At 69.7% G+C, this 11,815-nt stretch carries 10 protein-coding genes and 2 tRNA genes; 9 read left to right on the top strand and 3 right to left on the bottom strand.

Annotation, left to right across the window (positions count from 1 at the left end; genetic code table 11):
* From D180_RS15195 to D180_RS15180, 4 genes are all read left to right on the top strand, one after another.
* The coding region (locus D180_RS15195; protein WP_017913466.1) for an efflux transporter outer membrane subunit at positions 1 to 708 on the top strand (708 nt) is incomplete at its 5' end.
* A 10-nt stretch (positions 709 to 718) separates the two neighbouring features.
* A complete protein-coding gene (locus D180_RS15190; protein WP_017913465.1) occupies positions 719 to 1,900 on the top strand; it encodes an efflux RND transporter periplasmic adaptor subunit in 1,182 nt (393 codons plus the stop codon).
* Positions 1,901 to 1,908: 8 nt separating this feature from the next.
* Positions 1,909 to 3,486, top strand: a complete 1,578-nt coding sequence (locus D180_RS15185) for a DHA2 family efflux MFS transporter permease subunit (RefSeq protein WP_026144761.1) — start codon at positions 1,909 to 1,911, stop codon at positions 3,484 to 3,486.
* Between the two features lie 242 nt (positions 3,487 to 3,728).
* On the top strand, positions 3,729 to 5,261 hold the full coding sequence (locus D180_RS15180; protein WP_017913463.1) for a GDSL-type esterase/lipase family protein: 1,533 nt from the start codon (positions 3,729 to 3,731) through the stop codon (positions 5,259 to 5,261).
* 179 nt (positions 5,262 to 5,440) lie between these two features.
* On the opposite strand, the gene D180_RS15175 is transcribed toward D180_RS15180, so the two are convergent.
* Complete coding sequence (locus D180_RS15175) at positions 5,441 to 5,788, bottom strand: helix-turn-helix transcriptional regulator (protein ID WP_017910998.1); 348 nt, start codon at positions 5,786 to 5,788, stop codon at positions 5,441 to 5,443.
* A 251-nt stretch (positions 5,789 to 6,039) separates the two neighbouring features.
* Between D180_RS15175 and D180_RS15170 the strand changes: the two genes are divergently transcribed.
* Positions 6,040 to 6,237, top strand: a complete 198-nt coding sequence (locus D180_RS15170) for a hypothetical protein (protein WP_010343993.1) — start codon at positions 6,040 to 6,042, stop codon at positions 6,235 to 6,237.
* Between the two features lie 74 nt (positions 6,238 to 6,311).
* On the opposite strand, the gene D180_RS15165 is transcribed toward D180_RS15170, so the two are convergent.
* Both D180_RS15165 and D180_RS15160 read right to left on the bottom strand, forming a co-directional pair.
* Positions 6,312 to 6,396 (bottom strand) — tRNA-Leu (locus D180_RS15165).
* Between the two features lie 96 nt (positions 6,397 to 6,492).
* A complete protein-coding gene (locus D180_RS15160) occupies positions 6,493 to 6,942 on the bottom strand; it encodes a VirK family protein (RefSeq protein ID WP_017913462.1) in 450 nt (149 codons plus the stop codon).
* A gap of 352 nt (positions 6,943 to 7,294) precedes the next feature.
* Between D180_RS15160 and D180_RS15155 the strand changes: the two genes are divergently transcribed.
* The 4 genes from D180_RS15155 to rlmB all read left to right on the top strand — a co-directional run bounded on the left by D180_RS15155 (position 7,295) and on the right by rlmB (position 11,597).
* Positions 7,295 to 7,379, top strand: a tRNA-Leu gene (locus D180_RS15155).
* 139 nt (positions 7,380 to 7,518) lie between these two features.
* Positions 7,519 to 9,945, top strand: coding sequence for a ribonuclease R (gene rnr / locus D180_RS15150; RefSeq protein WP_043091062.1), 2,427 nt, complete (start codon positions 7,519 to 7,521; stop codon positions 9,943 to 9,945).
* A gap of 102 nt (positions 9,946 to 10,047) precedes the next feature.
* Positions 10,048 to 10,515, top strand: coding sequence for a GFA family protein (locus tag D180_RS15145; RefSeq protein WP_017913460.1), 468 nt, complete (start codon positions 10,048 to 10,050; stop codon positions 10,513 to 10,515).
* Positions 10,516 to 10,850: 335 nt separating this feature from the next.
* Positions 10,851 to 11,597 (top strand): 23S rRNA (guanosine(2251)-2'-O)-methyltransferase RlmB, encoded by a 747-nt coding sequence (gene rlmB / locus D180_RS15140; RefSeq protein ID WP_017913459.1) that lies wholly within the window; start codon positions 10,851 to 10,853, stop codon positions 11,595 to 11,597.
* Positions 11,598 to 11,815 lie beyond the last annotated feature (218 nt).

The following is an 11,815-nucleotide window of genomic DNA, read 5'->3' as shown; positions in this document are numbered from 1 at the left end:
GCCTTGCTCGGCCGCGGCCCGGATCGCGGGCTGCAGATCGAGCGCCCGCGCCTGCTCGACCCGCAGGTCGCGCGGGTGCCGTCGGTGCTGCCCAGCGACCTGCTCGGCCGTCGGCCCGACGTGGTCGCCGCGCGCTGGCGCGTGGAAGCCGCCTCGCAGGGCATCCATGCGGCCAAGGCGCAGTTCTATCCCAGCATCAATCTGACCCTGCTGGGCGGCGTCGCCGCCACCAATCCGGGCGACCTGTTCAAGAGTTCGTCGGTGCTGGGCCTGCTCAGCCCCGGCGTGAGCCTGCCGCTGTTCGACAGCGGGCGGCTGCGCAGCCAGTTGGCCGAGCGCGATGCGCAGTACGACCTGGCGGTGGCCAACTACAACCAGACCCTGGTGGCGGCGCTGCGCGAGGTGGCCGATCAGGTCAACGCCGCGCGTTCGCTGGCCGAGCAGGCGCAGCAGCAGGCGCAGGCGCTGCAGACGGCGCAGGCCGCCTTCGACCTGTCGCAGCAGCGTTACCGCGCCGGCATCGGCAACTACCTCGACGTGCTCAGCGCGCAACAGCAGTTGCTCGACGCGCAGCAGCGCCTGGCGTCGCTGCAATCCAATCAGATCCTGGTCTCGGTGCGCCTGAATCAGGCGCTGGGCGGCGGCTACGACGCCACCTCCGCCGCCGATGCGCCGAGCTCTTCTTCTTCCGCACCTTCGCATTCCTGAGATCGCTGCAATGAATCAGACAACGACCCCCGCTTCCTCCGCTCCCGCCCCCAGCCGGCGCGGCAAGCTGCTGCGCGGCCTGGCCGTGGTAGTGGTGCTGGTGCTGATCGCGCTGGCGATCTGGTATTTCCTGGTCGGCCGCTGGCACGAGGACACCGACGACGCCTACGTGCAGGGCAACCTGGTGCAGATCACCCCGATGGTGGCCGGCACCGTGGTGCGCATCGACGCCGACGACGGCATGCGCGTGGAGCGCGGCCAGCCGCTGGTCAAGCTCGACCCGGCCGACACCGAGGTCGCGCTGCAGCAGGCCGAGGCCAATCTGGCGCGGACCGTGCGCCAGGTGCGCGGTCTGTACCGCTCGGTCGAGGGCGCCCAGGCCGAACTGTCCGCGCAGCAGGTGACCCTGCAGCGCGCCCGCGCCGACGTCGCCCGCCGCGCCAGCCTGGTCGCCACCGGTGCGATCTCCGCCGAAGAGCTGGCGCATGCCCGCGATCAACTGGCCGCCGCCGAGGCCGCGGTCAGCGGCTCGCGCGAGACCCTGGCGCGCAACCGCGCGTTGATCGACGAGAACGGCGTGGCCGACCAGCCCGACGTGCAGGGCGCGGCCGCGCAGGTGCGCCAGGCCTTCCTCAACAACGCCCGCAGCGCCATCGTCGCGCCGGTGGCCGGTTACGTGGCGCGGCGCTCGGTGCAGGTCGGCCAGCGCGTGCAGCCCGGCACCGCGTTGATGGCGGTGGTGCCGCTGAACCAGGTGTGGGTGGACGCCAACTTCAAGGAAACCCAGCTCAAGCACATGCGCCTGGGCCAGCCGGTGGAACTGGAGTCGGATGTGTACGGCAGCGCGGTGACCTACCACGGCACCGTGCAGAGCCTGGGCATCGGCACCGGCAGTGCGTTTTCGCTGCTGCCGGCGCAGAATGCCAGCGGCAACTGGATCAAGATCGTGCAGCGCGTGCCGGTGCGCATCGCCATCGACGCCAAGCAGCTGGAGCAGCATCCGCTGCGCATCGGCCTGTCGATGAAGGCCGACGTCAACCTGCATGACCAGAACGGCGCGGTGCTGCCGACCAAGCCGGCCAGCGGCACGCTGCTGGATACCGATGTGTATGCGCAGCAGCTGCAGCAGGCCGATGCGGCCGTGAAGCAGATCATCCACGCCAACCTGCCCGACGCCGCCAAGGCGAACTGAGCCCGGTCATGTCCAACCAAGCTGCCGCTCCCGCCGCGCCCGGGGTTCCGGGCGCACCGGCCGCCGGGTTCCGCCCGGCCAGTGTGGCGTTGTGCACGGTGGGCCTGGCGATGGCCTCGTTCATGCAGGTGCTCGACACCACCATCGCCAACGTCTCGCTGCCCACCATCGCCGGCAACCTCGGCGCCAGTTCGCAGCAGGCGACCTGGGTCATCACCTCGTTCGCGGTCAGCAACGCCATCGCGCTGCCGCTGACCGGCTTCCTCAGCCGCCGTTTCGGCGAGACCAAGCTGTTCGTGTGGGCCACGCTGGCCTTCACCGCGGCCTCGCTGCTGTGCGGCCTGGCCCAGAGCATGGGTATGCTGGTGGTGTCGCGCGCGCTGCAGGGTTTCGTCTGCGGCCCGATGTACCCGATCACCCAGAGCCTGCTGGTGTCGATCTACCCGCGCGAGAAACGCGGCCAGGCGCTGGCCTTGCTGGCGATGATCACCGTGGTCGCGCCTATCGCCGGGCCGATCCTCGGCGGCTGGATCACCGACAACTACAGCTGGGAATGGATCTTCCTGATCAACGTGCCGCTGGGCATCATCGCCGCGACCGTGGTCGGCTCGCAGCTGCGCGATCGTCCCGAGCCGATCGAGCGGCCGCGCATGGATTACGTCGGCCTGATCACCCTGATCATCGGCGTCGGTTGTCTGCAGGTGGTGCTGGACCTGGGCAACGACGAGGACTGGTTCAGTTCGACCAAGATCGTCGTGCTGGCCGCGATCTCGGCGGTGGCGCTGGCGGTGTTCCTGATCTGGGAGCTGACCGACAAGGATCCGATCGTCGACCTGCGGCTGTTCCGCCACCGCAACTTCCGCGCCGGCACCATGGCGCTGATCGTGGCCTATGCGGCGTTCTTCAGCGTGTCGCTGCTGATCCCGCAGTGGCTGCAGCGCGACATGGGCTACACCGCGATCTGGGCCGGCCTGGCCACCGCGCCGATCGGCATCCTGCCGGTGATCATGACCCCGTTCGTCGGCAAGTACGCCTCGCGCTTCGACCTGCGGCTGCTGGCCAGCATCGCCTTCATCTTCATGGCCACCACCAGCTTCATGCGCTCGGACTTCAACCTGCAGGTGGATTTCCCGCACGTGGCCGGGGTGCAGTTGCTGATGGGCGTGGGCGTGGCGCTGTTCTTCATGCCGGTGCTGCAGATCCTGCTGTCGGACCTGGACGGGCGCGAGATCGCCGCCGGTTCCGGCCTGGCCACGTTCCTGCGCACGCTGGGCGGCAGCTTCGCCGCCTCGCTGACCACCTATCTGTGGGCCAAGCGCACGCAGCTGCACCATGCGCACCTGACCGAGCACATCTCCACCTACACGCCGGGCATGCAGGAACAGGTGCAGATGATGGGCAACGGCAGCCTGCAGAACGGCGCGGCGCTGCTCAACAACACCATCAACCACCAGGCCTCGCAGATGGGCTTCAACGACATCTTCTACCTGCTGGGCTGGACCTTCCTCGGGATCATCTTCTTCCTGTGGCTGGCCAAGCCGCCGTTCGGCGGTGGTGGTGGCGCGGCGGCGGCTGGCGGCCACTGAGTCTCGACGGCGGCACGTCGGCACGGACGGCACCACGACCCGTGCCGTTCCGTGCCGCTACAATGGTGGTGCGATAGCGGCGCGTGCACGCCATTGCCTGATGGCGTGCCGTCCGGCGCGCCGCACCAGGGCATGCCAAGTGACATGCATGCCCGGCGTCGCGCTCCGGCGCCGGGACACTTGCCGCTGTCGCGGCCTGCGCACCAGAATGCGGCTCTTCGCAGGCTTCGGCAGCCCCGCACATGCAGCGCTTTCTTCGCGCCTTCGGCGCCCGCTTCGCCGCATCGCTTCCGCGCGCGGCTGTCCTCGTACTGCTATGTCTTGGTGCGCACCCGGACCATGCGAAGGCCGCGCCGCCGCCGGCGGCTTCGCCGGTGCCGGTGACCCCGGCCGACCGCCTGCATGAGGCCTGGTGGGCCGAGCGCCACCAGCAGGTGCTGGCGCAGGTGCGTGCGCACCCGGATGCGCCGCTGCTGCTGATCGGCGATTCGATCACCCAGAACGACGAGAAGGAGCAGGCACCGGACGAAGACTTCCAGTCGACCTGGCAGACCTTCTACGGCAGCCGCGGCGCGCTCAACCTCGGCTTCAGCGGCGACGCCACCGAACACGTGCTGTGGCGCCTGCAGCACGGCGAGGTCGACGGCCTGCGGCCCAAGGTCGCGGTCCTGCTGATCGGTACCAACAACACCGGCCACGAAGGGCACAGCGCGGCGGACACGGTGCGCGGGATCGATGCGGTGGTCGCCACGCTGGAGCAGCGCCTGCCGCGCACCCGCATCCTGTTGCTCGGCCTGCTGCCCAGCGCACTGTCGGCGCAGAAGAGTGCGCGCGACGCCGAGGTCAACCGCGCGCTGGCGGTGCGCTACGGCGACAATCCGCGTGTGGCCTACCTGGACATCGGCACCGTGTTCCAGCGCGTCGACGGCACGCTGGACCCGAGCCTGTTCTACGATCCGCGGCAGCGTCCCGGCAGTGGCGCGCTGCATCCGGACACGCGTGGGCAGCGGCGCATGGCCGAGGCCATCGAGCCGACCCTGGCGCGGCTGCTCGACGAGGCGCCGCGTGTGCCGCTGGACGCGATGACCGACGTCGACACCGCGCGCATCGCGGTGCCCTGGCTGGAGCAGGATTCCTACGACTGGTACGGCCGCCACCATGCCGCGCTGGAGGCCGCGCGGCAGTTGCAGCCGCAGGTGGTGATGCTCGGCGACTCGATCACCCATTTCTGGGCGGGCGCGCCGCAGGCGATCCGGGTGAATGGCGCGCAGGCCTGGCAACGCACCTTCGGCGACGCGCGGGTGCTGAACCTGGGCTTCGGCTGGGACCGCACCCAGAACGTGCTGTGGCGGCTGCGCCAGGGCGAGGTCGACGGTCTGGCGCCGCGCTGGGTGGTGATCAACCTCGGCACCAACAACCTCGCCGGCACCGAGCATGCGCGCACCAATACGCCGCAGGAGACCGCCGACGGCGTGGCGGCGGTGGTCGCCGAGATCCGGCGGCGCCTGCCGCGCAGCCGGATCGTGCTGATGGGCATCTTCCCGCGCGGCTTCGCCGCCGATGCGCCGCAGCGTGCGCCGATCCTGGAGACCAACCGCCTGCTGGCCGCGCGCTTCGCCCACGACCCGCAGGTGCGCTGGCTCGACATCGGCGCGCGCTTCCTGCAGCCGGACGGCACGCTGCCGGTGGCGCTGATGCCCGATGGCACCCATCCCAGCGAAGCGGGCTACGCGATCTGGGGCGAGGCGCTGCGCACGCTCGGCGTCGGCGGCTGAAGAGCGTCTCGAACATCACGCGTGCCGCGACTCAGCGGGAAGCGTGGTCGTCCTCGTAAGAGCGGCTTCAGCCGCGACGGGCATGCCGGTAGGGTTTGGTCGCGGCTGAAGCCGCTGCTGCGAATGGCATTCCGTCGCTACTGGCGATGCCCGAACGCCACACGCGCCGCCGGTGTGACTCAGCCGTTGTCCGGCTTGAGCAATTCCAGCACGGCTTCGCGGCGCCGCACCGAGGCGTTGCGATAGCGCGCGAGCAGGGCACGCTCCTGCGCGTCCTGCGCCAGCAACGGATAGTCGGCGGGCAGGTCCTGCACACGCTTGCCTGGACCGACGCCGCACACCAGTTCGTCGAGCGAGCGGTTCAGCACGCTGCGCAGCGTCGGCAACAGGCGAAAGCTCGGCGTTTCGCGGTCGTTCTCCCAGGCCGACACAGAGGACTTGGTGACGTCCAACGCGAAGCCCAACTGCTCCTGGGTGAGCCCGGCGGCTTTTCTGGCTTCGCGCAAACGCTCGCCGAAGCTATTCATCGCGGTGGGCCTTGGGGGACGGCGGGCCTACCAAGATATGGAGCATCCGCCGGCTTGTCGTACAGTCACGCTTGACTCCAATTGTTCGGAGATTCAATACTCGTGCGGTGCGGAATGCACGGACGCGCGAGGATGCGCATGCAGGACATGGAGGTTGTGGACACGAGGGTGTCGGCGCCGCGGTGCGCCGCCGCCATGCGTTGGCCGATCGCGGCACGACGCGGCGCCTGCCGGTACGTGGGGGAGGGCGCATGGCCACCTACGAAGTGAGACTCCGGCGCGTCGCGCAACTGGAGCCGTCCTTGCAGGTGCTGGTGCATGCCGCCAATGCCTACCTGGCCGCGCGTGCGGCCGAACGCCACAACCCGGGCTACCGTGCCTACAAGGTGGCGGTGTGGGTGAAGGGCGTGCGCGTGGACATCGGTCCGTTGCGTCCGCCGCAGCGCTGAGCGCCGCGGCCTGCGCGCAGCCAACAAAAAACCCGCCGAAGCGGGTTTTGAGATCTTGCTCGACCTGTCGGTCGTGGTGCCCAGGAGAGGACTCGAACCTCCACGGTTTTACCCGCTAGTACCTGAAACTAGTGCGTCTACCAATTCCGCCACCTGGGCAACTCAGAACGAGAATTGTGCGCGTGGCAGCAGACGCTGTCAAGCGTTTTGCGACGGCGGCAGTGCAGCGCCGTCGCGGACGCGTCGGTGGCGACCTCAGTAGCCGACGTTGAAGCGCAGGCCCTGGTTGATCGCGCAGCGGTAGCCGAGGGTGCTGCCGGTCTGCTGGTAGCTGGGCAGGGCGAACACGAACATGGTGAAGTCCACGGTGTTGTCGGGATGCACCTGGTAGCGCAGGAACTGCTGGATCGGCTTGCCGTCGCGGCCGACGGTCACGTGCTCGTCGGCGAAGGACAGGGTGCCGTCGGCGGTGACGCGGTAGGCGCCGATGCGCAGGCCGCCACGGGTCTGGCTCGGGGTGGCGCCGCCGGAGGTGGGCGTGCACTGGCTCAGGTCGATCGCCACGGCGACCGAGGCGCCGCTGTCCAGGGCGCGCTGGATCTCGGTGAGGGAATTGAGCGTGGCGTCGTCGGCGCCGGCGGCGGAGGCGCTGGTGGCGCTGGCGAACAGGGCGGCGGCGAGCAGGGAAGCGGACAGGCTGTGCATGGGGATGCTCCGGAGCGTGGGGGAGGGCGACGGATTGCCGGATGCAAACTAGCGAGGCGCCGATCCGGGTCAACCGACAAAATCGCGAACTCCCGCCGCGGTCACGCCGGATCTTCGAAGCGGGTCCGCTTGTGACAACGCTGTGTCGGAATCGGCATCGCGCATGCGGTTTCCCGCCGAATCCGCGCACCGCCGTAGCGTGCGCGCGTGCACAGCCGCGCGGCGGTTGGGATGTGCGCGGCACCGCTGCGTGCCGCGGTCGGATCGCGTCATCGATGCCGGCAATCGAGAGCGGCGCAAAAATAGGCGTTGACAAGGTCGCGGCGGCACCGCAGAATTCGCGGCCTTCAGCGCCCAGGTGGCGGAATTGGTAGACGCACTAGTTTCAGGTACTAGCGGGTAAAACCGTGGAGGTTCGAGTCCTCTCCTGGGCACCACATGCAAGATCGCGAGAGCGCTGAACTCTCGCACCGACCGGCCCGCTGACGCGGGCTTCGTCGTTTCTGGGGCGCACGTTCGCCGCGGCGCGCCGCCCGGTTCGGGTGACGGCCACCTGCATGGGAGTACCATGCGCGGATGACAACTCGCAAAAGCAAGTCCGGCAAGCCCGGCAAATCCGCGTCCGGCGACGCGCCCAACTCCGATACGCCGAAGAAATCGCGTCTGCCCGCCTGGATGCCCAGCTTCCTGCGCCGTGGCCCCAAGCCGCCGCTGCAACCGCTGCACCCTCCGTCGCCGCCGCCGGCGGCCGCGCCCGACACTGCCGCGCCGATCCACGACCCCTATGCCGCACGCGAGGCCGAGCGCTATGCGCAGCCGATCGCCAGCCGCGAGGCGATCCTGCAACTGCTCGAACGCTGCGACGGTCCGCAGACCCTGGACGAACTGGCCGAACAGCTCGGTCTGACCGAGCCGACGCGCAAGGAAGCGCTGAGCAAGCGCCTGGGTGCGATGCTGCGCGAGGCCCAGGTCGTGCAGAACCGCCGCGGCGGCTACGCGCCGCTGCAGCAGACCAACCTGATCCCCGGCGTGGTGATCGCCAATCCGGACGGCTTCGGCTTCCTGCGCCCGGACGAGGGCGGCGACGACCTGTTCCTGCCGCCGTACGAAATGCGCAAGGTGCTGCATGGCGACCGCGCGCTGGCCAACGTCACCGGCATCGACCGCCGCGGCCGCCGCGAGGGCAGCATCGCGCGCGTGCTCGAGCGCGGCCTGACCCGCCTGATCGGCCGCTTCAGCCTGGAAGCCGGCATCGCCTTCGTGGTGCCGGACGACAAGCGCATCCAGCGCAACGTGCAGATCCCCGCCGACGCCGTCGGCGAGGCCCGCGACGGGCAACTGGTGGTGTGCGAACTCACCTCCGCGCCGGATGCGCGGCGCCCGCCGATCGGCAAGATCATCGCGGTGCTGGGCGACAAGCTGACCCCGTCGCTGCTGGTGGAAGCGGCGATCCATGGCCACGAGCTGCCCTACGAGTTCCCGCAAGAGGTGCTGGACGAAGCCGCGGCGGTGCCGCTGACGGTGGAGCCGGCGGCGATCAAGGGCCGCGTGGACCTGCGGCAGACGCCGCTGGTGACCATCGACGGCGCCGACGCCAAGGACTTCGACGACGCGGTGTTCTGCGAGTCCAACGCCGACGGGTTCCGCCTGGTGGTGGCGATCGCCGACGTGTCGCACTACGTGCGTCCGGGCACGCCGCTGGATACCGAGGCGGTCAAGCGCGCGACCTCGGTGTATTTCCCCGGTTTCGTGGTGCCGATGCTGCCGGAGACGCTGTCCAACGGCATCTGCTCGCTCAACCCCAAGGTCGACCGCATGTGCTTCGTCTGCGACATGCAGATCGACCGCCAGGGCGAGGTGGCCGGTGCGCGCTTCTACGAGGCGGTGATGAACTCGCACGCGCGGCTCACCTACGAACAGGTGTGGCAGGCGGTCGGCGAAAAAGACGAGCAGGTGCGCAAGGACGTGGCGGCGGTGCTGCCGCAGCTGGAGCGGCTGCATCAGCTGTACCAGATCCTGGCCAAGGCGCGCGCGCGCCGCGGCGCGATCGAGTTCGAGACCGCGGAAGTGCGCTTCGTGCTCGACAACACCGGCGAGGTGACCCAGGCCGGCATGCTGGTGCGCAACGACGCGCACAAGCTGATCGAGGAATGCATGATCGCCGCCAACGTGGCCGCGGCGCGCTACCTGCTGGAAACGCACATTCCGGCGCCGTTCCGCGTGCACGAGCGCCCGCCGGAATCCAAGTACGCCGACCTGCTGGAGTTCCTCAAGGAATTCAAGCTGAGCCTGCCGGCGTGGAGCAAGGTGGTGCCGGGCGACTACACCAAGCTGCTGAAGAAGGTGCGCGAGCGCCCGGACGCGGCGCTGCTGGAATCGGTGCTGCTGCGCAGCCAGAGCATGGCGGTGTACTCGCCCGACAACGCCGGCCACTTCGGCCTGGCGTTGGAGGCGTACGCGCACTTCACCTCGCCGATCCGCCGCTATCCGGACCTGCTGGTGCACCGCGCGATCAAGTACGCGCTGACCCGCGGCGCGCCGGACAAGTACCTGTACGCGCCGCGCGCGATGGCGGCGCTGGCGCTGCAGTGCTCCGAGCGCGAGCGCCGCGCCGACGAGGCCGAGCGCGAGGTCGACGAGCGCTACCGCGCCGCGTGGATGGAGAAGCACGTCGGCGGGCAGTTCGACGGCGTGGTCAGCGGCGTCACCAGCTTCGGCCTGTTCGTCGAACTGGACCAGTCCAAGGTCAACGGCTTGATCCACGTGACCCAGTTGCCGCAGGACTATTACCACTTCGACGCCACCCGCAAGACCCTGACCGGCGAGCGCCGCGGGCGCGAGTTCCGCCTTGGCGACCGCGTACGCATCCTGGTGCTGAAGGCGAGCATGGAAGAGCGCAAGATCGACTTCCGCCTGGTCGAAGAAGGCGAATCGGCACACGACGAGGTGCCGCCGCCGCCGCCGCGTGGGCAGCCGGCCAAGCGCAAGAAAAAGAAGTACTGACGGCGCAGCGTCGCGGCGACCGAACGGCGGCCGCCGCGATCGCGCTTCCCGTGCGTCGTGCGGGAGCCACCCGCGCGATGCGGTTCGCAGCGGAGAGCGGATATGGAGCAGGAGTACAGCGGCGGTTGCCAGTGCGGTGCGGTGCGTTTCCGCGTGCGCGGGCGGCTGCACGACGCCTCGATCTGCCATTGCCGGATGTGCCAGAAGGCGTTCGGCGCCTACTACGCGCCGCTGGTCTCCACCCGCGGTGCGGACCTGACCTGGACCCGCGGCGCGCCCAGGCGCTTCGCCTCGTCCAACCTGGTGCAGCGCGGCTTCTGCGCCGACTGCGGCACGCCGCTGACCTACGAGGCACCGGATGGCGTCGCCATCGCGGCCGGCGCCTTCGACCATCCGGAGGCCTTGCCGCCGACCATCCAGTACGGCATCGAGGCGAAGCTGCCATTCGTCGACGCCCTGCATCGCCTGGCGGCGATCCGCACCGAAGGCGATCTGGCCGCCGCGCCGTTCCTGGCCGATGTCGTCTCGCGCCAGCATCCGGACCACGACACCGAGCGCTGGCCGGCTTGAGCTGCGATGGGTAGTGCCGACGGCGAGCGGAGCGTGTCGGGGCCGGGAACCTCGGGTCATCGGCGCGCCAGGCAGCAGGCCGGGGTTGCCCAGTTCACCGCGTCGGGACTGAAGTCCCTCCCACAAGGCCGCGCCGCGCCCTGATTGGATGACTCTGCGTCGGTGGTCTTGCTGTCGCGACACGCAGGCCCCGGGCGTCGCAGGAAAGTGCGACGTCACGGCCAAGCCGCTTCTACCAATCCCCAATCCCGAATCCCCAATCCCGGCCCCCAAGGCATGACGCCAGCGGCCACAACCCCTACCATGCCCGCTTTCCTTTCGCGTAGTCCCGCCTCATGAGCAAGCAGAACCAGTGGATCGTCGGCGTCAATGCCGTGGCCTCGTCGATCGAGAACGACGCGGACAACGTGCGCGAGGTGCTGGTGGAAGCGGGCAGCAAGAATCCGCGTCTGCAGGAGATCGAGGAGAACGCGCGGCGCAAGGGCATCGACGTGCGGCGGGTGAACACGCAGGCGCTGGACGGCGTCGGCGGCTCGGTGCGGCACCAGGGCGTGGCCGCGCGTTATGCCGCGGCGCGGACCTGGGCCGAGAGCGAGCTGGAAGGCCTGGTCAGCGCCGCCGAGGGCCGCGCACTGCTGCTGGTGCTCGACGGTGTGCAGGATCCGCACAACCTCGGCGCCTGCCTGCGCAGTGCCGCCGCGGCCGGGGTGACCGCGGTGGTGATTCCCAAGGACAAATCGGCGCCGGTCAACGCCACCGTGCGCAAGACCTCGGCCGGCGCCGCCGACCGCCTGCCGATCGTGGCGGTGACCAACCTGGCGCGCTGCCTGCGCGAGCTGCAGAAGCAGGGCGTGTGGATCTACGGCCTGGCCGGCGAGGCCGAGACCTCGCTGTACGCGCAGGACCTGCGCGGCAACGTGGCGCTGGTGCTGGGCGGCGAGTCCGACGGCCTGCGCCGGCTGACCCGCGAGCATTGCGATGGCCTGGTGCGGATCCCGATGCCGGGCGAGATCGAGAGCCTCAACGTCTCGGTTGCCGCCGGCGTGACCCTGTTCGAGGCGGTGCGACAGCGCCTGGGCTGAGCGCGCGGTGCCGCCCCCATCCGGCGACGTCGGCACTGCTCCGTCATCGTCGGGAGCAACGTAAGCCCCTCTCCCCCCGGGAGAGGGGTTGGGGTGAGGGTACGGGGCGAAGCCTTCGCGCATCAGAACGACACCAGGCTGCGCCCGCACCCTCATCCGCCCTTCGGGGCACCTTCTCCCGGCGGGAGAAGGGAGCGCGTGGCGCCTGGAGCCCCTCC

Source organism: Xanthomonas sp. SHU 166 (assembly GCF_000364685.1).
In the GTDB taxonomy this organism is placed as follows: Bacteria; Pseudomonadota; Gammaproteobacteria; order Xanthomonadales; family Xanthomonadaceae; genus Xanthomonas_A; species Xanthomonas_A sontii.
This window is presented reverse-complemented; position numbering and strand designations above follow the sequence as displayed.